Source organism: Umezawaea sp. NPDC059074, from assembly GCF_042738955.1.
GTDB lineage: Bacteria > Actinomycetota > Actinomycetes > Mycobacteriales > Pseudonocardiaceae > Umezawaea.
On record NZ_JBHYHC010000109.1, the window covers coordinates 1 to 21,325 of the forward strand.

A 21,325-nucleotide genomic window follows, 5' to 3' on the forward strand; every position below is an offset into this window, starting at 1 on the left:
GTCACGCGCAGCGCGTGACCACCGGGAGACCGGAGTGCGCTTCAGAACTTCTTGTACAACCTCTTCCAGTCGCTCTGCGGGACCAGCGACGTGCCCGAGCCCTTCCTCTCGTACACCTCGTCCTTGTAGAAGAAGGGGCCGTCAGCGCAATTGATCTTCACGAGGACCACTGCACGCCCGTAGTAGTCGATCAGGCTCACCCCTGCGCTCACCTGCGACCGCAGCGAGTCGGGAAGGGCCGATCCCGAGAGCTTGTCCATGATCCAGTCGAAGTAGGTCTTCGTCGACTCGCCGCGTGCCACGGCTTCCCGTTCGATCCCGACGATGTCGAACCCCCGGTAGTGCGATGCCTCGACACCGTCCAGCGCCTGGATCCTCGTCACGTCCGCTGCCTTGTCCGCAACTCCGATCACGAGGTAGCCCGTTGACTCCGGGCCGTCGTTGGCGATCGCCGTGATGGTTTTGAGGATCTTGTCCCACGACTTCTGGTCGAACGCCCTGGAGTTACCGTTCAGGCTCAGCAAGCCTTGTTTCAGCTCGCACAAGGACTGCTCGGTCACCGAGTTGGCGAGGACCTTCTCGAGGAGCGAGGCCAACCCGAACCTGCTGGCGTCCTTGCGGTTGTCGTCGGCCTTCTCGAAGGCCTCCTGCACGGCGCCCTTCACCGCTCTGATGTTCTTGCGCTTGTCGTCCGCGGTCCAGTCCCCGCCGCCTCCTGGGATGTTCAGCGGCCCCTTCGGTGTGCCGATGTCCTTGAGGAGCGCCACCGCCTTCTCCCGGTCCGCGACCCGCATCCCGTCGCGGATGATGAGATGCCAAAATGCCAGGTAGACGGCTTGGAAGTAGCGTGGGTAGCGTCCGCCGGACGTTCGTCCGACGACGAGTTTGACGAATCGTTCCTTCGACGACTTGAGCACGGCCCGCAACTCGTCGAAGACCAGGAAGAAGTCGTCCTCGACCTGCTGGAGTCCGTAGGCCTCGATCAGGCCCTCGACGCGCTTCTCCAGCGCCGCCGCGGTGGTCTTGTCCCTGTCGTGCTTCCCGTAGACGGCGTCCCTGGTGTCGGTTCCCGACGACTGGATCGGATCGACCAGGCAGTCGACCAGGATGTCGAGGATGAGCTGCTCGTCGACGGAGCTGCGGACGTCGAGCCTGCGCAGGATGCTCTGCTGCACCCAGAAGATCGAATCGACGTCGACGCCGTAGTCGAGCTGCTTGTTGTTGATGCTGAGGCGCGACATCTCCTCGAGCGACACGATGTCGCTCCTGCTCGAGTCGCCCCTGATCCGGCTCGACACCACCCGCACCAGCTGGGCGATCTCGGTCGTCGATCCGGCCTGCCTCAGCTCCTGCCCGGACAGCGTTCGCCCACCCGCGTTGATGCGGCGGAAGACCTCGTCGACCTGGTCGGTGCTGGGGGCTTTGAAGATCGAGATGGGGAGGAGGTAGTTGGCGATCTTCCGCGTCTGGTCGCGGGACAGCACGGGGGTCAGCTGGGTGATCTCACCCCGGTCCCTGCGGTCCTTCGTGTCGGCCAGGGCCTCGAGGTCGAAGTAGTAGCCGTCGAGGTCGAACTCGTTCTCGATGAACGAGAATATCGCGTTGAGCCGCTGCATCCCGTCGATGAGCTCGTACCCGTTGAGCATCGGGCTCGATATCTCGGCGACGAGCACCAGAGGGATGGGGAGGTCCTTCAGGATGGAGTCGACCAGAGCCCGCTTCTCCTCCACCGTCCAGACGAGCTTCCGCTGGTACCGGCGGTTGACGCTGTACCGGCGACTGAGGTAGTCGGTGTACATCGTCTGGATGCTTTCGCTTCTGACCGTGAGGTCGGTCGCCGACGGCGAGGTCAAGATTTCGAGCTCCTGTTGTGCTTGTTGACGAGGTGTCAGTGCTGTCGAGCGCCGGGCGCGACGATCAGTGAGCAGCCTTGCCGAACGGGGGAATCGCGGCACCGCAGTTGTGCGGAATTGGTCGCCGATCGGCGTGCGCCCGTCGGGGCGAGCGCAGGAACCCGCTCGCCCTGGTGCTTCACCCGGAGCTGCTCGCCTTCGTCGGTTCGGCCGCGAGCCGCTCGGTTCGCCGGGCTAGGGCAGGGCGGTCAGCAGGCCGGTGGTCACGGTGGAGGCTTCGGTGTGCCAGGCGCGGAGTTCGGCGATTGTTGGGGCCTCGTTGTAGTCGGTGTGGTTGGCGACGACGCTCAAGGTGCCCCAGAGGCGGGCTGTGTGGTGGGCGAGGGGTTGGTCGACGAAGAGGGGGAGGGTGAGGAGGTCCGTTCGCATCGAGATGCTGGGTTCGTGGTGGGCTCGGTGGATGGCCGCGACAGAGCGTTCGAGGGCTGTGCGCAGTAGCCAGGCGCAGCACTTGGGCCAGATGCCTGTCGCGAGGCCGCCCGTGGTGAGGAGGCCTTTGGCGAACAGCAGGCGTTCGGCTATCTCTTCGTGGATGGCCGTCATGGTGGTGGCTGTTCGGCTCGGCAAGGGTCCCGTCTCCTCCGGTCGGCTGCCTGGTGTCGAAAACGTAAGGCCGAATGCGACCTACTGAAGAGTTGTCACACCATCGGGTGTAATTCCTCGAGTGGTGAACCGGCTTTTATGCCACTGCGCGTGGATAACCGGCACTGATGGGTTAGAGAGATTTCTGCGGGTTCGTGTGTCGTCCTGACATGGCGTGACACGGCGGTGTGCCGGATCTGGCACGGCCGTCGGGGAGGGTCGTCCCCTGTTCGCACGAAAACGGAGGGGGACGAGCTGATGCCATTGGCTTTCGAGGCCGACGGCTTGGTCAAGCGGTACGGCAGGACGACCGCGCTCGCGGGGATCGACCTGCGCGCGGAGCGGGGCACCGTGCTGGGGGTGCTCGGGCCCAACGGGGCGGGGAAGACGACCGCGGTGCGGATCCTGACGACGCTGCTGACTCCCGACGCGGGGCGGGCGACCGTGGGCGGGCTGGACGTGGTGAAGGACGCCGCGAAGGTGCGGCGGATGATCGGGTTGACCGGGCAGTACGCGTCGGTCGACGAGGACCTCACGGGCACGCAGAACCTGGTGCTCATCGGGCAGCTGCTGGACCTGCGGACGCCCGCCGCGAAGGCGCGGGCCGTGGAGCTGCTGGCCGGGTTCGGGCTGACCGAGGCGGCGGGCAAGCAGGTCAAGCACTACTCGGGCGGGATGCGGCGGCGGCTGGACCTGGCCGCGAGCCTGGTCGGGCGGCCGGACGTGATCTACCTGGACGAGCCGACGACCGGGCTCGACCCGGCGAAGCGCGAGGACGTGTGGACGATGGTCCGCTCGCTCGCGAACGACGGCGTCACGGTGCTGCTGACCACGCAGTACCTGGAGGAGGCCGACGCGCTCGCCGACACCATCTCGGTGATCGACGAGGGCAAGGTGATCGCCAACGGCACTCCCGGTGAGCTCAAGCGCGTCGTGGGCGGGCAGACCGTGCTGATCCGGCCCGTCGACCCGGCGCACCTCGACGCCGCCGAGGCCATCGCGGCCGCGGTCGCCGGGCGGAAGGTGGAATCGCCCGCTCGCGGGGTGCTGACCGTCCCGGTCGACGGCGACGCGGCGTTCACCGAGATCGTGCGGCGGCTGGCGGGGGAGCGGATCCCGGTCACCGAGCTGTCGCTGCGCCTGCCCAGCCTCGACGAGGTCTTCTTCACCCTCACCGGCCACCACACCAAGGAGGACGCGGCATGACCGCGCTCGCCGAACCGCGCCTGTCCGCGCCCGTGCGCATCGAGCCGCGGCCCTTCGGGCTCGTCCGGCACAGCTACGCGCTGGCCAAGCGCAGCGTGCTCAAGACGCTGCGCACCCCCGAGCAGCTGCTCGACGTCACGGTCCAGCCGATCATCTTCGTGCTGGTCTACGTGTACCTGCTCGGCGGCGCCATCTCCGGTGACACCGGCACGTACCTCCAGTTCCTGCTGCCCGCGATCATGGTGCAGACGGTCATGTTCGCCGGGATGGCGACCGGCGTGAACCTCAACACCGACATCGGCAAGGGCGTGTTCGACCGGTTCCGCAGCCTGCCGATCGGGCGGTCCGCGCCGCTGATCGGGTCGGTGGCGGGGGATCTGATCCGGTACGTCGTGGCGATCGTGTCGTTGCTGGCGTTCGGGGCGGTCATGGGCTTCCGCTTCCACACGAGCCTGGTGTCAGTGCTGGTGGCGTGCGCGTTGACGGTGTTCTTCGCGTTCTGCCTCAGCTGGGCGTTCGTGCTCATCGGGATGCTGATGCGGACGCCGGGTGCGGTGCAGGGCACGGCGTTCGTGATCCTGTTCCCGCTGACGTTCGGCACGAGCATGATCGCGCCGAAGGAGACCATGCCGGGCTGGTTGCAGTCCTGGGTGGACGTGAACCCGGTGGCGCACATGATGGACGCCTCCCGCGCGCTGCTGCTCGGTGGTCCACTCGGGAACGACGTCGTGTGGGTGCTCGTCTGGTCGGTCGGGTTCCTGGTGGTGTTCGCGCCGCTCGCGGTCCGGGCCTACCGCCGCCGCACCTGATCGACCGCGGCCGCGCGGTCCAGCGCACGGCCCTCGGCGTGGGCGGCGTCGTACGCGGCGCCGCCCAGCCGGTCGCGCAACGCCGTCGTCAGCCGGACGACGTCGGGGTTCAGCGGGTCCGGCGCCCCGCGGAGCTGCTCGGCGACGCCGAGCAGCCGGGCCGCCCCGACCGGGTCGCCGCCGTGGTCCCGCAGGGCCGCGACCGCGACGCCGATCTTGGCGAGCACCGGCATGTCCTTCGCGCTCACGGCGTGCTCGACGGCCTCCTCCAGCAGCGCGCCCGCGGTCGCCGGGTCGTCCCGCCGCACCGCCAGCAACGCCGTGGAGGCGAGCGCCAACGCCCGCAGCTGCGGCGCGATGACCGTCCACTCGTCGAGGACGGCCGAGCTGACCGCGTAGTGCCGTTCCGCCGCGTCCAGGTCGCCCGCCATCCGGTCCAGGTCGCCCAGCGCCAGGTGCGCGAACGCGACGCTGTGGTCCGTGAGCACCCCCTTGCGGGGTCGGGCGATGTCCTCGTACTCGGCCCGCGCGCCCTCCGGGTCACCGTGGTGCGAGCGCGCGCCCGCGAGGAGCAGCCGGTCGTGCGAGACGTCGTCGTCGGGCTGGAGCTCCTGCCGCAGGGCGATGGCCTCCTCCAACGCGCTGATCGCCCGCTCGTGGTCGCCGAACACCAGGTGCGCCTCGGCCAGCGACGACAGCGACTGCGACAGCCCGAAGCGGTCGCCGACCTCGCGGAACCGGGTCACGGCGTTGGTCATGTCGTGCCGGGTGCCCGCCATGTCGCCGTCGTTCTCCCGCAGCATCCCGCGCACCATCCACAGCGCGGCCCTGGTCCACGGGTCGGGGTGGTCGAGCCGTTCGTCCACGACCCTGAGCCCGAGTTCCACGTCGTCGGAGAAGATCGCGAACATCGGCTCGAACAGCGCGAGCACCGGGTGCCCGCTGTGCAGGTTCACGGCGGCGATGGTGTCGCGGAAGTCGGCCAGGAAGGCCTTCCAGTCGTCGCCACCGCCCCAGATGGCGCTGTTGATCAGGAACATCGCCTTGGCGACGGTCTTCGCGGGCTCCGGGGCGTCGCCGGGCACGGACAGCGCGAGGCGCAGCCAGGCGTCCGTGTCCACCGTGGCGCCGAGGATCCAGCCGAACATGCCGAGCGACGCGCCCAGCCGCACGGCCGTCGCCGCGTCGCCGGTGTCGGCGGCGAAGTGCAGCGCGGCGACGAGGTTGTCGCGTTCGAGGACCAGCCGGGGCACCCAGACGACCTGGTCGGGGCCGCGCAGGTGCGTCTCGGCGGTCTCGGCGAAGTCGAGGAAGTACAGCGCGTGCTCGCGCCGGGCCTCCGTCACGCCGTCGCGTTCGGCGAGCCGTTCGAGGGCGAACTCCTTGATGGTCTCCAACATCCGGAAGCACGGCTCGGGCGCGTCGACGACCTGGAGCAGGGACTTGTCCGCGAGCGCCGTGAGCAGGTCCAGCGCCGTGCCGGGGCTCAGGTGCTCGGCGGCCTCCAGGCTGATGGCGGCCGGGAACACCGCCAGCCGCTCCGCGAACGCCCGTTCGTCGGCGTCGAGCAGGCCCCAGCTCCACGCCACGACCGCGCGCAGCGTCTGGTGGCGGGGCAGGGCCGTGCGGCTGCCGCCGGTCAACAGCCGGAACCGGTCGTCGAGCCGCGCGGCGACCTGCCGGGCGGACAGGGACCGCAGACGAGCGGCGGCCAGTTCGATGGCCAGCGGCAGCCCGTCGAGGCGTCGGCAGATCTCCGCCACGGCGGCCACGTTCGCCTCGTCCACCACGAACCCCGGCCGCACCGCGGCGGCGCGGTCGACCAGCAGCCGGACCGCGGCGGTCGCGGTCGCCTCCGCCACCGTCGGCTCGGGCTCCGGGACCTCCAGCGGCGGCACCGGGCACAGCGCCTCGCCGAGCACGCCGAGCGGTTCCCGGCTCGTGGCCAGGATCCGCAGTCGCGGGCAGCGGCCGAGCAGCTCGTCGGCGAGCCGCGCGGCCGCGTCCACGACGTGCTCGCAGTTGTCCAGCACGACGACGTTCTCCCCGCGGGACAACAACTCCACCAGCCGGGCGGTCGCGTCCAGCGGGGCCGGGTCGCCGTCCGGGGCGCGCTTGTCCCGCGCTCCCAACGCCCCCAGCACCGCGGCGGGCACGTCGGCCGGGTCGGTCACCGACGCCAGTTCCGCCAGCCACGCCCCGCCGGGCAGCCGACCGGCCGCCGTCGTCGCGAGCCGCGTCTTGCCCGCGCCACCGGGCCCGACCAGGGTGATCAGCCTGCCCCGCGCCAGCAGCGCGGTCACCCGCGCGACCTCGGCCCGCCGTCCGACGAAGCTCGTCAACGCCGTCCGCAGGTTCCCGCGCGACGCCGTCGAGCGCAGCACCCGCTGGTGCACTTCGCGCAGCCCCGGCCCCGGATCGGCGCCCAGCTCCTCGGCCAGCGTGCGGCGCACGTCCTCGTACGCGGCCAACGCCTCGGCCTGCCTGCCGACCGCGTGCAGCGCCAGCACCCGCAGGCCTTGGAGCCGTTCGCGCAACGGGTGCAGCGCGGCCAGTCCGGTCAGCTCCGCGACCAGCCGCTCGTCCGCGCCCTCCGCGAGATCGGCCTCGGCGCGCGCCTCCACGGCCGCGAGCCGGGCCTCCTCCAGCCGGGCCGCGTAGGCGGTGGCGAACTCGGCGTCGCCGACGTCGACCAGCGCGGGCCCGCGCCACAGCGCCAGCGCGCCCCGCGCGTCGAGGGGCGCCAGCCGTTCGAACTCGTAGGCGTCCACCGAGGACTCGGGCAGGTCGAGCCGGTAGCCCGCGGCGGCCGACCGCACCACCTCGGGGTTCGGCAGGACCCGCCGCAGCCGCGCCACCAGCGACCGCACCGAGTTGCCCTGGTCCGCGGGCGGGTCACGCGGCCACAGCGCGTCCGCCAGCTCGTCCACGGTCACGACCCGGCCGACCCCGACCGCCAGCCGCACCAGCAGCGTCCGCAGCCGCGCGCCGCCGATCGGGACCGGGACGCCGTCCTCGGTCACCTCCAGCGGGCCCAGAATCCTCACCTGCACAGCACGACTGTGCCACGTGGACCGGTCACTCCACCGGGATCGGGGTGAGTTCGCGCAACGCGTCCCGGCCGCCGTCGAGGGTGGCGCGGGCCCAGGCGAGGACGGCGGACTCCTGGGCGAACAGGACGACTTGGCGGCGGGCGGACAGGGTGTGCAGGAGGTCGAGGATCGCGGTGGTGCGGGTGTCGTCGGCCTGGACGGTGATGTCGTCCAGCAGCAGCGGGCAGGTCTCGCCGGGGGTCGTGAGGTGTTCGGCCAGGGCGAAGCGCAGCAGCAGGTACACCTGTTCCGCGGTGCCCAGCGACAGGTTCGTGGCCGGACGCCACACGCCGGACGGGCCGCGGACGGTGACCTTGAGGGACTTCGGGTCGACCGCGGCGTCGGTGTAGCGGCCGTCGGTGATCTCCGGGAGGTGCGTGCGCAGGGTGCCCGCGAGGATCGGGGCGAGGTCGCGGTGGACGTTCTCCCGCGCGGCGACGAGGTGCTTCCGCGTGACGGTGAGGGTCGTGGCGAGGGACGCGAGGTCGGCGAGATCCGCCTGGGCGGCGGCCAGCGCCTCCTCCGCCTCCGGGACGCCGGGCAGGCCGCGTCCGCGTTCGGCGAGCGCGCCGCCCAGTTCGTCGGCCGCGGTGGCCAAGCGCTTGGCCTCGGCGCGGGCCGCGGTGACGGTGGTCCTGGCCTCGGCCAGGCGCGCCTCGACCTCCTCCGCCTCGCCGGACCCGAGCGCGTCGCGCTTCGCCTCCGTGGCGGCCGCCGCCAGCTCGTCCCGGTCGGACTCGGCGGCGAGCGCGGCGTGCTCCGCGCGCGTGACGACGAGGCCCGCGGCCAGTTCGTCCTGCGTGGAGTCGGTCAGCAGGGTGGTCAGCTCGACCCACGCGTCGCGTTCCGCGGCCACGGCCCGCAGCTGGTCCTCCCAGCCGCGTTGCCACTGGTCGAGCGCCGCCAGCAGTTGCGGCGCGGTCGTGGCCGAGGAGTCCGGGTCGACCTTCAGCACGGCCACGCGGACGAGTTCCAGGGCCTTGGCGCGCAGCAGTTCCACCTCGACGGCGGCCTCCTCGGCCTGGTCGCGTTCGGCGATGGCCCGTGTCAGCACGTCCTTCTGCGCCGCCATCACGGCTTGCCGCGCGCCGATGGCGCAGGCCCGCTCGTACAGCCCCAGCAGGTCGCCGACGGAGAGGTCCGGGTCGACGTACCCCTTGGCGGCCAACGCGGTCCGCAGCTCCTCGCCCTGCCGGGTGGCCTTCTCGGTGTACTGCCGCTGGTGCTGGTCCCAGATCGTCCGGGACGCGCGCAGCCCGATGTGCCGCTCGGCCCGGTCGGCGAGTTCCTGGAGCACCAGCGGTTCCGCGGGCAGGCCCAGCGCGGCGCACCGGTCGGCTGCCTCGACCGCGGCCGGTCCGCCGCGGCGGTTGTGCTGGCCGGAGTCGTCGGCGGTCGCGGATTCCACGAGCCGCAGGATGCCGAGGAACAGCACCGGCGTCAGCAGGGCGACCCCCGGCAGCCACCGACCCGTCACGAGCAGCGCCAGCCCCGCCACGCCCACGGCCCCCGCGGCGAGGCCCAACGCCGTGCGCGCCTTGGCCTTCGACGGCGGCGAGGGAGGGATGACGAGCGCGGCGGCGAGGTCCCGCACGGTGGCGGGGCCCGCGGCCAGCGCGGCGGTGAGCCGGGCGTCGCCGATCTCGTCGCCGATCACCGGGCGGCGGCCCTCGTGCGCGGCGACGACCCCGAGCGCGCGTTCACGGGCCAGCGCCAGTTCGCGGACGCGGGGCTCCACGTCGGTGTCCCCGGTCGGCGGGTCCGGCACGGCCGCCAGCTCCTGCCGCAGCTCCGCGGCCGTGGACCCGGTGAGGGCGCGCGGTTTCGGCACCGCCCGCCACGCCGCGAGCGCCGCGTGCACGACCCGCGTCGCCTCCTCCTGCGCGGCCAGCCCGGCGGGCGCGACGCCGCCGAACCTCTCGTCCAGCTCCCGGATCCGGGCGAGCCGCTGCTCCGCCCTGGCGACCTCGGCCGCGTGGTCGTCGGCCTTCTCCTTGGCGCGCAACGCCTTGCGCGCCGCGGCGGTGTGCGCGCGGGTGGCGGTCAGCAGTTCGTCGAGCGCCGTGGCCTCCGCCTCGGCCCGTTCGGCGGCCTCGGCGGCGGCGTCCGCCTCGACCCGTCGCTCCTCGGTCTCCACCACGAGGTCCAGGTACCGCTCGTGCGCGCCCACGGCGTCGGCGAGGTCCTCGCCCGCCTTCCGCAGCCGGGCCTCGGCCACCCGCAGGGGCGTGGCGGGGTCGTCCCCGAGTTGGTCGCGGTGGAACGCCGCCAGGCTCGCCAACGCCGCCGTGGCGGTCGCGTCGGCTCCGGCGGTGGCCGCCGCGCGCTCCAGGTGCTCCCGCAGCCCGTCGGCGGCGCCGAGCACGCCCAGCAGCTCGGCCTGGTTCACGCAGGCGGTGGCGGCGAACGACTTGCGGTCCAGCCCGAGCCAGCGGCTCGCGTCCGGAGACCCCTCGAACATCACCTCGGCGCTCACGTCCTTCGCCGTCCCCAGGTCCACGGCCTTGCACCCGCCCTTCCCCGCCAGGTCGTGGCACAGCTGGATCCGGCGCCCGTCGTCGAGCACCACCACCGACGACACCCGCCAGTCCTCGTCGTGCCACGGCTTGTGCTGCTCGGCGAACCGCCGCTCCGGGCTGCTGGACGCCCCCCGGCCCCGCCGCCGCCCGCACAGCGACGCGTAGATCGCCGCGTGCCACGAGGACTTCGCCGACTCGTTGACGCCCGCGACCACCGTCAGCCCCGGCGCGAGCGCCAGGGTCCGGTCGGTCAGCGGCCCGAACGCGTGCGCGGTCACGGACTCGATTCTCATGACTACCTCGTGGTCTTCGCTGTCACTGCACGGCAAGGTCCGCGGCACGTCCGTCGAGCGCGCGCAGGCCGGTCACCAGCACCCGCCGCCGGGTGTCGTCGTCGAGACCGGGGTCGGCGCGCACGTCGCGGACGAACCGGCCGCGCACCGTGGACTCCCCGGCGAGCGCGGCGGGGTCCTCGGCCGCGCCGACGGAACAGCGCGCCACCAGGGCGTCCAGGTGGGGCGCGACGGTCTCCAGGTCGGTCGGGAGCGGGTCCACGTCCGGCGCGACGTCGCCGTGCAGCGAGACCCGGACGACGCCCTTGAGGTCCGCGACCGCGGCCGCCACCCGCTCGCGCACCCCGTCGGTGCTCGCCGCCCCGGTCACGTCCACGGCGACGTCGTGCACCCGGCTGGTGGACACGTCGTGCCGGACCCGGTCCACCCGCCCGTCCTCGTGGACGGTGCAGAGCACGGCACCCCTCGGGCCGTGCTCGCCGAACGTCAACGGGTCGGGGTTGCCGGGGTAGGTGTGCCGCTCGGCGTGCCGCGGCACGTGGAAGTGCCCGAGGAACGCGTGGTCCAGCCGGGACGCCTCCAGCTGCCGGGCGGAGAACGGCGCGTGCGGCGCCTTGCCGGACTCCTGCCCGGCCGGGGACGCGACCTCGGAACCGTGGAACAGCGCCAGGTTCACGCCGCCGCGCTGCACCGCGAACCCGTCCAGGAAGCCCTCGGTGGTCGTCGGCGCGACGTGCGCCGCTCCCCACAGCGTCACCCCGTCCGCGAGCTCCTCGGGCACCAGGCGGTCCTCGGTGAACACGTGCACGTTCGACGACCACGCCACCTGCTGGTAGAGGCTCTTGGGGCCGTACCAGTCGTGGTTGCCCGGCGCGAGGTGCACCGGCACGGCGACCTCCTCGAACGCGTCGCGCAGGAACCCGGCGGTGTCCGGCGAGAACCGCTCGTGCTCGTACAGGTCACCGCCGCACAGCACCGCGTCCACCCGCTCCGCCCGCGCCAGCGCCGTGATCCGCCGCAACGTGGTGCGCAGCGCCGCCCGCCGCGTCCGCGCGGCCTCCGGACCCGCCCCAGTGCCGTGGAACGCCGTGTCCAGGTGCAGGTCGGAGAACAGCAGCAGCCTCACCCGTGTCTCCGCGACGCGGACTCGACCCTCGGCAGCGGCAGCAGGGTGGGCTGGGCGGCCAGCAGGGCGCTGCTGAGCCACCTGGTGTCCTCGTGCCAGCCGCGCAGCTCGTCCACGGTCGGCGCGATCTCGTAGTCGTGGTGGTGCGCGGCCCGGCGCAGCGCGTGCCACAGCTGCGCGGTGTCCGCGGCCACGTCGTCGCCCACGTGCTTGGGCAACCGCAGCAGCAGCGCGTGCATGGACTTCGTGGCGCCCTCGTCGTCGGCGCACACCAGCGTCACGACCGCGCGCTCCAGCGTGGTGCGCAGCAGCCATGCCCCGCAGCGCACCCGCGTCCCGTCCAGCCCGCGGTCGTCCGCGAGCATGCGGCTCACGTGGTCCAGGCGGTCGAGCACTTTCCGATCAGTCACGTCACTCATCTCGCAGCCAGTTCGTCAGTCGTTCGGTGTCCCGGATCAGGGTCAGCAGATCGCCGTCGTAGGGCGTCGCCGTTCCCGCGCGGCACGCGTTCAGCACGGTCACGGCCCAGGTGTCGAGGGTCTTCGCCAGGTGGGGCAGCAGGTTCTTGTGCTCGGCCAGGTCGTCGAACACGGCGAGCGAGAGCCGCTGCCTGGTCGTCAGCGCCTGCTCCAGCACCTGCTCCACCTCGGCGTGCGACTGGCCGCGGGAGAGCCGGACCTGCCGGAACCTGGTGTCGGCCGCGGTCTCCAGCGCGGCGCGGCAGCAGGAGGCGACCAGCTCGGCGCGGGCCTCCTCGGGCAGGTCGTCGGTGGTGCGCATGGCCCGCGCGTCGGCCAGGTACCGGCCGACGGGGTCGTCGCACATCCGCACCTGCACCACGGAGTTCTCGCCCCGGCAGACCTCCCACACGGTCGCGGGGAGCCGGAGCCTGCGCACCGCCTCGGTGAGGCGCTCGTCGTGGGTGAAGACCACGACCTGGCGGGTGAGGCCGACGTCGGCGAGCACCTGGGCGAGACCGTCGACCTTGGCCGGGTCCATCGCCTGCACCGGGTCGTCGATGAGCACGAACCGGAACGGGCTCTCGTCGACGACGGCCCTCGGCAGGAACAGGGCCAGCGCCATGGCGTGCAGCTCGCCCTGGCTCATCACGGCGAGCGCCGAGTTCGGCTTCCCGTCGACCGAGACGTCCAGCTCCACCCGACGGTTGTCCTGGCCGGTGCTCTCCAGGTGCACGGTGCCGAGGTCGATGTTGCTCTGCTGGCGGAGCCGCTGCCAGATCCGCTGCGACTCCTTGGCGAAGGGCGCGATCCGCTCCGAGCGGAGCCGCGCCGCGGTTCTTCGGATCCAGCTCTCGGCCTCGGTCACGTCGGCGAGCACCTGCTGGTCGGCCAGCGCCCGCTCGGCCTGGGAGTGCCACTCGAACAGCGCGAGCGCCATCGGCCGCCACACCAGGTCGCGCTTGTCGATCTGCTCCCGCGCGGCGGCCTTGAGCGCGTCGACGGCCGCCAGCACCGCCGCGTGCCGCGCGGGCAGCAGCGAGCGCAGCTTCACCGGGTCCTCGGAGGTGGAGCACTCCGCCCACGCGGCCCACGTCGTGCGCGCGGCGTCGGTGTTCAGCAGGCCGTCGACCTCCTTGAGGAGGCCGGGGACCTGCGCGCACAGGGCGCGCGCCGCGGCGGTCGCGGTGTCGAGCCGGGTGCCCGCGTCGTGCAGCGCCGCCGCGGCCGCCGTCAGGGTCTCCGCGCGCTTGGTCGTCGCGACGAACCAGCGCTGGTCCAGCACGCCGATGCCGCACACCGGGCACGACTTGTTGCCCTTGGCCTCGTGCAGCTCCAGCGAGACGCGCAGGACCTCGCTGGTGCGCAGGCACATCTGCGCCCCGTCGGTCGCCGCGCTGGTCACGCCGGTGAGCGCCGCGTCCAGCTCCTCCAGGCAGCGCGCCAGGTCCGCCTCCGACGGCAGCGCCAGCTCGGTCACCTGGAGCAGCAGCGGCATCCCGCCGCCGCCGACGTCCGTGCCCAGTGCCAGGTCCGCCAGCGCGTCCAGGTCCGGGTGGTCCTGCCCCAGCAGCTCGGCCGCGCGCTGCGCCCGGCCGTCGGGGGAGGCCGCCAGCTCCTCGCGCACCTTCGCCCGCCGGTTGTGCGGCCGCGCGACCACGTCCGCCAAGCGCTTGCGGTGCTCGGCGAGCCGGTTCTGCGCGTCGGTGATGGCCTCCAGCCCCAACAGGCTGTGCACGGCGTCGTGCAGCTCGCTCGGCTTGCCCTCCAACGACTTCCCGAGCTCGCTGTAGGGCAGGAACGGCCGGTAGGTCTCCAGCGCCGACCGCCACTCGGCCTGGTCGAACGGCCTGGGCTCCTGCCCGCTGAGCCGCTCGGTCCACGTGCCGCCGTGGAAGTCGTCGCCCTCGGTCCACGCGCGCCGGATCGTCGTCATGCCCGCGGTGCCCGCGCGGACCAGCGTGATCGCCACCGAGACGTCGCCGGGGGCGTGCAGGTTGCGCCACCCCTGCCGCCACACCTCGTTGAGCGACTTCGTCCACCGGGTGTTGTTGCCGGTCAGGGCGAACTCCGCGGCCTCGGCGAAGCTCGACTTGCCCGACCCGTTGCGCCCGGTCACCACGGTCAGGCCCGGTCCGCTCACCAGCGGCAGGTCGACCTCGGGGCCGATGCCCCGGAACCCCCGGACCCGCACGCCCGACAGGTAGATCCCGCCGCCCACGGCCTGCCGCGGGTGCGCGGTGGGCTCGTCCTCGGCGACCACGCCGTCCAGCACCTGGTTCAGCGCGGCCTCGCCGCGGCAGGCCGCGATCACCAGTTCCGCGGCGCGGGGGGTCAACTCCCGATCACGGGCCACCCGGCTGAGCATCAATCCGTGCAATCCGGATTCGGCCACCGTCACCGTTGTGTCTCCTCTTCGTGCTGACGCAGCACGGCTAGGCGGGAAACGTAGGCGGAACGACGGACATTCTTGAAGGGTGTTCACACGATCGAGTGGTGATTTTCGGGGGAGGTCGATTTCGCAGAGTTACCGCTGTCGCAGGGAATTCCTCTGGTCACGTACCTGATGAATGCTCGATTACGACGAACCGGGCGCGGATAATTCGATGTGCGCGGGAATCGCGTTCTGGGAGGGTTCCGGCGGTGGACCTCGACGAGATCACCGCCCGCCTCGCCCGCCGTTTCGGACCCTCCTCGGCGGCCTGGTGCGCCGCCGTCCCCGCCCTCGCCGCGCGCGCCGCCGCCGAGTGGGGACTGGTGCTGGGGGAGGAGTTCGCCGACACGGGCGCGTCCTCCGTGACGCTGCGGTGCGTCTGGCCCGACGGCACGCCCGCTGTGCTCAAGCTCAGCCCCGACGCGCCCTTCCTGGCCGAGCAGGTCGCGATGCTGCGCCGGCTCGCGCCCTCGGGCCGGGTGCCCGCCGTGCTCGCCGCGCACGGCGACGCCGTGGTGCTGGAGGAGGTGCTGCCGGGAGGCGAGGCCGTCGACCCGACGCCGGCGCAGTGGGCGGACCTGCTGGCCGCGCTGCACTCCGTGCCGCCACCGGAGACCTCGACGCGCCTCCTGCGCGACCGGATGGCCGAGGCCTTCACCCGCGTCGGCAGGCGGCTCGCGGAGCCCGCCATCGCCGCCCGGCTCGACGCGCGCACGTGGGACCGCGCGATCGAGCGCTGCTCGGCGCTGCTGGCGACCGACTCCACGCCGGTCCTGCTGCACGGCGACCTGCACCTCGGCAACGTCCTCGACGGCGGCCCGCGCGGGCTGATCGCCATCGACCCGAAGGCCTGCGTCGGCGACCCGTGCTTCGACGCGTTCGACTACGTGCTGGAGGGCGCGGGGCGCGAGGGCGTCGAGGCCCGGTGCGCGCTCGTCGCCGAGGCGTGCGGGCTGGACGGCGACCGGCTGCTGGCGTGGGCCCGCGTCGGGGCCCCGATGGCCGCCATCGCGCTCATCCCCGACGACGACCCGGCGGTGGGGGAACTGCTGGCCCTCAGCTCTCCCACACCTGGATAGCCCGCACGACGAAGGGGGCGTCCGGCACGTACGTCCCCTTGCCGGGGTAGGTGGTGAACTCGGCCTCGGTCGAGCACGTCTCGCCCTGGTAGACGCTCGCGTCCCTGGTCAGCCGGTTCACGAACGAGCGCGCCACCAGCCCGCCGGGCAGCGGGATGCACTCGCCGGGGTTGGCCGACTCCAGGTCCAGCCGCTTGGCCGGGCCGGTGTACTCCTGCCCGCCCCACAGGCAGAACTCGCCCTTGTCGCACGTGGGCGTGCCGGACTCCTGGGCGGAGGCGCTGCCGCTCGCGACGAGGGCGCCCGCCGTGATGGCCAACGCCGTCAGCAGGCTTCGGGTCATGAGGAACCTCCGTCGGTGTCGCACCGCTCAAGACTCAGCCGTTCGGACGAATCCCGCGTCGGAGTTGCCCCCCAATCACCCGATTGTGTGGGCGACACGCCGGTGCGGCTACTCGACCTTTCGGATCAGCGCCGTCGCGTCGCGCGGGGCCATGACCTTCGCGTCGTTGTCGAAGTAGACGAACACGTCGCCGACCTCGGCCCAGGACCGGACCTTCGCCGCCCACTCGTCGAGGCCCTCGTCGGTGTAGCCGCTGACGTACAGCTCGTCCGCGCCGTGCAGGCGGACGTAGGTGAAGTCGGCCGTCACGACCTCCAGGCGCGGGTACTTGCCTGCCGAGTCGGCGACGACCACGGCGATCCCGTGCTCGCGCGCCAGGTCCGGGAAGCCGGGGTCGGCGAAGGACGGGTGGCGCACCTCCACCGCGTGCCGCAGCGGCCGGTCCTCGTCCGTGGTCGTCCACGCCGGGTCGACGCGCTCGTCGTGCCGGGTCGCCAGCTCGGCGGCGGCGGAGGTGGTGCGGGGGAGGTTGCCGAAGAACTCGGCGAGCAGCACCGGGTCGTACTGGAGGGTCGGCGGGAGCTGCCACAGGATCGGGCCGAGCTTGGGGCCGAGCGCGAGCACGCCGGAGGCGAAGAAGTTGGCCAGGGTGTCCCCGCTGTCGCGCAAGCGTTTGAGGTGCGTGACGAACCGGCCGCCCTTGAGGGAGAAGACGAAGTCGTCCGGCGTCTGCGCGGCCCACTTGAGGTAGCTCGACGGACGTTGCAGGGAGTAGAACGACCCGTTGATCTCCACCGAGGTGACCTGCCGGGACAAGTGCTCCAGCTCGCGCTTCTGCGCGAGCCCCTCGGGGTAGAAGACGCCGCGCCACGGCGGGTACACCCAGCCGGACGTGCCGACCCTGATCTGGCCCATCGGGACATGCTGCACCCCTCTCGGACAGGGGGGAACTTGACCTTGAACGGGCGGGCCCGGATGCTCGAACGGGTGATGGGACGAACGCACGCGCTCACCGGCTGGTGCGCGGGACTGGGGATCGCCCCGCTGCTGGGCCACGGAGACCTGGCGGGCGCGCTGCTCGTCGGCCTGGTGACAGCGGGGTTCGCGCTGCTGCCGGACTTCGACCACCGGCACTCGACCGCCTCGCGCTACCTCGGACCGTTGACCGGGGCGGTGTCGTTCCTGCTCCGGAAGTCGTCGAGGTACGTCTACGCGATCACGAAGGGGCCGCGCGACGAACCGGTGACCGGCGAGCACCGGCACCTGTCGCACACCGTCCTGTTCGCCGTGCTGCTCGGCTACTTCACCGCGGGCGCGACCGAACTGGGCGGCAAGTGGGCCGTGCTGGGCGTCGCGGTCTTCGCCGTGCTGCTGGCCGAGGCGGCGCTGGGCGACTGGGTGATGATCGTGTTCATCGGGGCCGTCGGGTACTTCCTCATCCGGTTCGGCCTGGACGCCACCCTCGGGCACCTGCAGAGCCTGTCCGGCGTGCTGGGCATCGCGGTGGCCGTGGGGTGCTTCGTGCACTGCCTGGGCGACGCCGTGACGATCTCCGGCTGCCCGTTCCTGTTCCCGCTGCCGATCGCGGGGGAGACCTGGTACGAGCTGCGGCCGCCCAAGTGGCTGCGGTTCCGCACCGGCGGGCCGGTCGAGTCGCTGTTCATGTTCCCGGTCGTGTCGATCGCCGCGCTGCTGCTCATCCCCGGCGCGTGGGCGATCGTGACGTCCATCCTCCCGGCGTTGCAGAAATTGACACAGCCCGGCTCAAGTTAGCTGCCTTTGCCGGCATCATGGTCGGCATGGGGTTGCTGAGGGACGGGGACTTCCGCCGACTGTGGGCGGCGGACGTGATCAGCCAGGTCGGCACCGGGGTGAGCGCGCTGGCCGTGCCGCTGCTCGCCGTGACGGTGCTCGACGCCACCGGGTTCGAGGTGGCGCTGCTGCGGTTCGGCCAGACGGTGGCGTTCCTGCTCATCGGCCTCCAGGTCGGCGTGTGGTGCGACCGGCTGCGGTGCCGCCCGCTGCTGGTGCTCGCGGACCTCGGCCGGTTCCTCGCGCTGCTCAGCGTGCCCGTGACCGCGTACCTCGGGGTGTTGACGCTGGGGCAGCTCTACGCGGTCGTGCTCGTCGTCGGCACGCTCACGGTCGTGTTCGACATCGCCCACCCGTCCTACGTGCCCCGGCTGGTCGCCCGCGACCACCTCGTCGAGGCGAACACCAAGCTCCAGCTGAACCGCTCGGCCGCCGCCATCGCCGCCCCGACCCTCGCGGGCGCGCTGGTCCAGTGGGTCAGCGCCCCGGCCGCGCTCCTGGTGGACGCGTGCACGTACCTGTGGTCCGCGCTGTGGCTCCGCTCCATCCGCGCCGCGGAGGAACCGCCGGTCGTCGAACGGCGGCGGATGTGGCCCGAGGTACGCGAAGGCTTGGCCGTCGTCTTCGGCCACCCCGTGCTGCGCGCCATCGGCTGCCACGGGTTCACGTTCGCCCTCTTCCAGTCCGCCCACCTGGCGGTGGTCGTGGTCTTCCTCGTCCGCGACCTCCACCTGACCCCGGCCGTCATCGGCCTGCTCGGCAGCACGGGCCTGTGCGGCGCGGTCTCCGCGGCCCTGCTCACCGGCCGCCTGACGGCGTGGCTGGGCGGCGCGCGGCTGATGTGGGTGAGCGGCGTCGCGTGCGGCGTCACCTTCCCGCTGTTCCCCCTCACCACGCCCGGCTGGGGCCTGGTCACCTACGTCGTGGCCACGTTCGGCACCAGCTTCGGCATCATCTGCCTCTCGGTGCTCGCGGTCAGCTACCGCCAGGCCGTCTGCCCGCCCCACGTGCTGGGCCGGGTGAACGCCACCTCCCACGTCCTCGTCTGGGGCGCGATCCCGCTCGGCAGCCTGCTGGGCGGCGTCCTGTCGACCGCGCTGGGCCTCCGCGGCACCCTCGCCGTGGCCGCGGCGGGCGTGCTGCTGTCGTCGCTGTGGCTGGTGCTGTCACCGCTGCGCGGCCTGCGCGACCTGCCCGCCGCACCTGGCGTTCCCGTCGCCGGTGGGTGAGGCTCAGGGCATGGAGCCGGAAGTGGTGGACGCGTACCTCGCTCGGATCGGCGCGGCGGCGACCTCGCCGCTGGGCGACCTCCAGGAGCTGCACCTGCGGTCGGTGCCGTTCGAGAACCTGGACATCCACCTCGGCGAGCGGATCGTGCTCGACGAGGACGCCCTCGTGGCGAAGGTCGTGCGGCGGCGGGGCGGGTTCTGCTACGAGGTCAACGGCGCGTTCGCCGCACTGCTGCGCGCGCTCGGCTACGAGGTGCAGCTGTTGTCCGCCAAGGTGTTCCAGGGCGACCGGCTGAGCGCGCCGTTCGAACACCTAGCACTGCGCGTGGCCGACGAGCTGGTCGACGTCGGCTTCGGCCGCTTCAGCCTGCGCCCGCTCCGCCTGGACGTCCGCGACGACCAGCAGGGCCCGGCGGGGGTGTTCCGCGTGGTCGAGGCGGAGCACGGCGACCTGGACGTGCTGATGGACGGCGAACCCCAGTACCGCCTCGAACTCCGCCCCCGCACCCTCGCCGACTTCGCCCCGACGTGCTGGTACCAGCAGACGTCCCCGGACTCCCCGTTCCGCCGCAACCCCCTCGCCACCCTGCCGACGGCCCGAGGCCGGATCACCTTGAGCGGCAACACGATGATCACCACCGAGGCGGGGGAGCGCACCGAGCGGGAGCTGTCCGACGACGACCTCCTCGCCGCCTACCGCGGCCTGTTCGGCATCGGCCTGGACACCCTGCCCCGCGTGATCGCGGCGGAGGGCCGTTGATTCCCGGTTCGGCCGTGATCGAAACAACAGTGGCACGACCGTCGGATCGGGGTACTACGGAAGGAGCAACCCCGTGCGGCGAAAGCGAGATCCACCATGACCAGCACCCTGATCCACCGCCCTTCGCTCGACGACGACCGGGCCGCGCTGGTCGAGTCGGTGGAGCACCTCCTGGTCGTGAAGCCGGATCTGCTGGCGAACGGGACCGTGGCCGTGCTGCGCGGGTTCGACCGGGCCAGCCGGGAGGCTCGGGACGCGGTCACGGCGGTCGTGCGGGCGCACGGGGGACAGGTGCTCGACCTGACCGTGGCGTCGTGCGCGGGTGGCGTGCAGGACTGGCCCGTCGTCGATCTGGTGGTGGCGGTCAGCCGGTCCACCGTGGCCACGGCCGAGACCGTGGCGCGGACGTGGGACGCGCCCCTGCTGGCTGTAGCACCTCTGTAGCGCAATCTGCCCTTAAAGCGCTACGCTGGTCGCATGAAGACGGCCATCGGGCAGCGGGAGCTGCGCAACGACAACGCCGAGATCATGCGTCGGGTCGAGGCGGGCGAGGGGTTCGTGGTGACGCGCAACGGACGGCCGGTCGCGGACCTCGTGCCGCACACCGCCGAAGAGGGCAGGCAGCGTCGGACGCTGGGCGAGCTGCAGGCCGCGTTCCGGAAGCTGCCGCCGGTCGACGTGGCGCGCTGGGACGCCGAGCGGCTGGCCGACGACCGGATCTTCGGCGCGGACGACCCCCTCGAAGACGCGTGGCGCCGGTGACCGACCGGATCCTGCTCGACACCTGCGTGGTCATCCGGCTCGAGGAGATCGACTTCGGCGAGTTCGTCGACGCCGAGGCCGCCATCAGCGCGGTCACCGTCGCCGAACTGGCCTACGGCCTGGACGTCGACGACCCGGTGGAGCGCTTCGCCCGCACCGAGCGGTACTACGCGGCGCTGGAGATGTTCGAGGTCCTGCCGTTCGACACGGCGGCGGCCAAGATCTACGGCACGCTGGCCGCGCTCGTGCGCCGCAGCGGTCGCAGCGCCCGGCCGAGGCGGATGGACCTCCAGATCGCCGCCACGGCCGCCGCGAACGGCATGCCGGTGCTCACCCAGAACTTCAAGGACTTCATCGGCCTCGAACGTGCGGTGAAGGTCGTCGCGGTCTGACCCTCACAAGCCCGCGCGGTCCAGCGCGCTGCCGATGACGTGCCGCACGGCGGCGTCGCTCGGGTCGGCGGCGAGCGCCACGGCGCACGGGCACGCGCCGAGGTCGCGCCCCGCGACCGCGCACAGGTAGACGCCGAGCACCCGCAGGTTGCGGGCCGTGTGCCGCAGCCGCACGACCCCCTTGAACGGCACCCGGCAGTGCACGGCCTTCGCGATGTCGAACGTGACGTCCGGCCGCGGCTCCACCGTGACCTGCGTGTCCAGCTCCTCCGCCAGCTCGGCGACCCGGAGGCACGAGGTGCGCTCGACCATCCTCGGGTCGAGGCGGGCGAGCAGCCTCGTGCGCACCTCGTCGCGCCAGCCGGTGTCGGCGTCGAGGAACTCGGCGAACTCGTCCAGGCGCACCGGGTCAGGCTTCCGGGGCCGTCTGCGGCGGATCCTGCGGCGGTGGGTGTCCATGGGTCGAGAATCGGACAACGCCGAGGTCTTCCCGCCGTTCTCACCCGGCTGCGTGCC

19 protein-coding genes are annotated in these 21,325 nt (G+C 72.5%); 9 read left to right on the forward strand and 10 right to left on the reverse strand.

Features of this window, described 5'->3' with window-relative positions:
• Positions 1-41: 41 nt before the first annotated feature.
• Both ACFWW9_RS34360 and ACFWW9_RS34365 read right to left on the reverse strand, forming a co-directional pair.
• Entirely contained in the window at positions 42-1,799 is a 1,758-nt protein-coding gene (locus ACFWW9_RS34360) for a DUF262 domain-containing protein (protein ID WP_390386344.1), read from the reverse strand.
• 288 nt (positions 1,800-2,087) lie between these two features.
• Positions 2,088-2,456, reverse strand: a complete 369-nt coding sequence (locus ACFWW9_RS34365) for a hypothetical protein (protein ID WP_390386346.1) — start codon at positions 2,454-2,456, stop codon at positions 2,088-2,090.
• Between the two features lie 297 nt (positions 2,457-2,753).
• Between ACFWW9_RS34365 and ACFWW9_RS34370 the strand changes: the two genes are divergently transcribed.
• Both ACFWW9_RS34370 and ACFWW9_RS34375 read left to right on the forward strand, forming a co-directional pair.
• A complete protein-coding gene (locus ACFWW9_RS34370) occupies positions 2,754-3,701 on the forward strand; it encodes an ATP-binding cassette domain-containing protein (protein WP_390386348.1) in 948 nt (315 codons plus the stop codon).
• Positions 3,698-4,510 (forward strand): ABC transporter permease, encoded by an 813-nt coding sequence (locus ACFWW9_RS34375; protein WP_390386349.1) that lies wholly within the window; start codon positions 3,698-3,700, stop codon positions 4,508-4,510. The genes ACFWW9_RS34370 and ACFWW9_RS34375 overlap by 4 nt, the downstream gene beginning before the upstream one ends.
• Here ACFWW9_RS34375 and ACFWW9_RS34380 read toward each other — a convergent pair.
• Genes ACFWW9_RS34380 through ACFWW9_RS34400 form a run of 5 tightly spaced genes read right to left on the reverse strand, consistent with a single transcriptional unit; the run spans position 4,492 to position 14,399 of the window.
• On the reverse strand, positions 4,492-7,563 hold the full coding sequence (locus tag ACFWW9_RS34380) for a BTAD domain-containing putative transcriptional regulator (protein ID WP_390386351.1): 3,072 nt from the start codon (positions 7,561-7,563) through the stop codon (positions 4,492-4,494). The two genes, ACFWW9_RS34375 and ACFWW9_RS34380, sit on opposite strands and share 19 nt — an antisense overlap.
• Before the next feature lie 25 nt (positions 7,564-7,588).
• Positions 7,589-10,414, reverse strand: coding sequence for an AAA family ATPase (locus ACFWW9_RS34385; RefSeq protein WP_390386352.1), 2,826 nt, complete (start codon positions 10,412-10,414; stop codon positions 7,589-7,591).
• Between the two features lie 22 nt (positions 10,415-10,436).
• On the reverse strand, positions 10,437-11,540 hold the full coding sequence (locus ACFWW9_RS34390) for an exonuclease SbcCD subunit D (protein WP_390386353.1): 1,104 nt from the start codon (positions 11,538-11,540) through the stop codon (positions 10,437-10,439).
• Entirely contained in the window at positions 11,537-11,950 is a 414-nt protein-coding gene (locus tag ACFWW9_RS34395; protein WP_390386354.1) for a hypothetical protein, read from the reverse strand. Before ACFWW9_RS34395 ends, ACFWW9_RS34390 begins: the two co-directional genes overlap by 4 nt.
• Before the next feature lies 1 nt (position 11,951).
• On the reverse strand, positions 11,952-14,399 hold the full coding sequence (locus ACFWW9_RS34400; protein WP_390386355.1) for an AAA family ATPase: 2,448 nt from the start codon (positions 14,397-14,399) through the stop codon (positions 11,952-11,954).
• Positions 14,400-14,641: 242 nt separating this feature from the next.
• On the opposite strand from ACFWW9_RS34400, the gene ACFWW9_RS34405 reads away from it, so the two are divergent.
• Entirely contained in the window at positions 14,642-15,511 is an 870-nt protein-coding gene (locus ACFWW9_RS34405; RefSeq protein ID WP_390386356.1) for a phosphotransferase, read from the forward strand.
• Here the strand turns inward: ACFWW9_RS34405 and ACFWW9_RS34410 are convergent.
• Entirely contained in the window at positions 15,489-15,854 is a 366-nt protein-coding gene (locus ACFWW9_RS34410) for a peptidase inhibitor family I36 protein (RefSeq protein WP_390386357.1), read from the reverse strand. The genes ACFWW9_RS34405 and ACFWW9_RS34410 overlap by 23 nt on opposite strands.
• A gap of 108 nt (positions 15,855-15,962) precedes the next feature.
• Positions 15,963-16,769 (reverse strand): DUF72 domain-containing protein, encoded by an 807-nt coding sequence (locus tag ACFWW9_RS34415; RefSeq protein ID WP_390386358.1) that lies wholly within the window; start codon positions 16,767-16,769, stop codon positions 15,963-15,965.
• A 72-nt stretch (positions 16,770-16,841) separates the two neighbouring features.
• On the opposite strand from ACFWW9_RS34415, the gene ACFWW9_RS34420 reads away from it, so the two are divergent.
• From ACFWW9_RS34420 to ACFWW9_RS34445, 6 genes are all read left to right on the forward strand, one after another.
• Positions 16,842-17,627, forward strand: a complete 786-nt coding sequence (locus ACFWW9_RS34420) for a metal-dependent hydrolase (RefSeq protein WP_390386379.1) — start codon at positions 16,842-16,844, stop codon at positions 17,625-17,627.
• 26 nt (positions 17,628-17,653) lie between these two features.
• Positions 17,654-18,895 carry an MFS transporter gene (locus ACFWW9_RS34425; RefSeq protein WP_390386359.1) on the forward strand — a complete coding sequence of 414 codons (1,242 nt, stop codon included), beginning with the start codon at positions 17,654-17,656 and terminating at the stop codon, positions 18,893-18,895.
• 10 nt (positions 18,896-18,905) lie between these two features.
• Positions 18,906-19,655, forward strand: coding sequence for an arylamine N-acetyltransferase (locus tag ACFWW9_RS34430; RefSeq protein ID WP_390386360.1), 750 nt, complete (start codon positions 18,906-18,908; stop codon positions 19,653-19,655).
• A 96-nt stretch (positions 19,656-19,751) separates the two neighbouring features.
• Complete coding sequence (locus tag ACFWW9_RS34435) at positions 19,752-20,099, forward strand: hypothetical protein (RefSeq protein WP_390386361.1); 348 nt, start codon at positions 19,752-19,754, stop codon at positions 20,097-20,099.
• A gap of 33 nt (positions 20,100-20,132) precedes the next feature.
• Complete coding sequence (locus ACFWW9_RS34440; RefSeq protein WP_390386362.1) at positions 20,133-20,417, forward strand: type II toxin-antitoxin system Phd/YefM family antitoxin; 285 nt, start codon at positions 20,133-20,135, stop codon at positions 20,415-20,417.
• The gene (locus tag ACFWW9_RS34445; RefSeq protein ID WP_390386363.1) at positions 20,414-20,809 is read left to right on the forward strand and encodes a type II toxin-antitoxin system VapC family toxin; all 396 of its coding nucleotides are present in this window, start codon (positions 20,414-20,416) and stop codon (positions 20,807-20,809) included. The genes ACFWW9_RS34440 and ACFWW9_RS34445 overlap by 4 nt, the downstream gene beginning before the upstream one ends.
• Positions 20,810-20,812: 3 nt before the next feature.
• On the opposite strand, the gene ACFWW9_RS34450 is transcribed toward ACFWW9_RS34445, so the two are convergent.
• Positions 20,813-21,214 (reverse strand): hypothetical protein, encoded by a 402-nt coding sequence (locus ACFWW9_RS34450; RefSeq protein WP_390386364.1) that lies wholly within the window; start codon positions 21,212-21,214, stop codon positions 20,813-20,815.
• Positions 21,215-21,325: the final 111 nt, after the last annotated feature.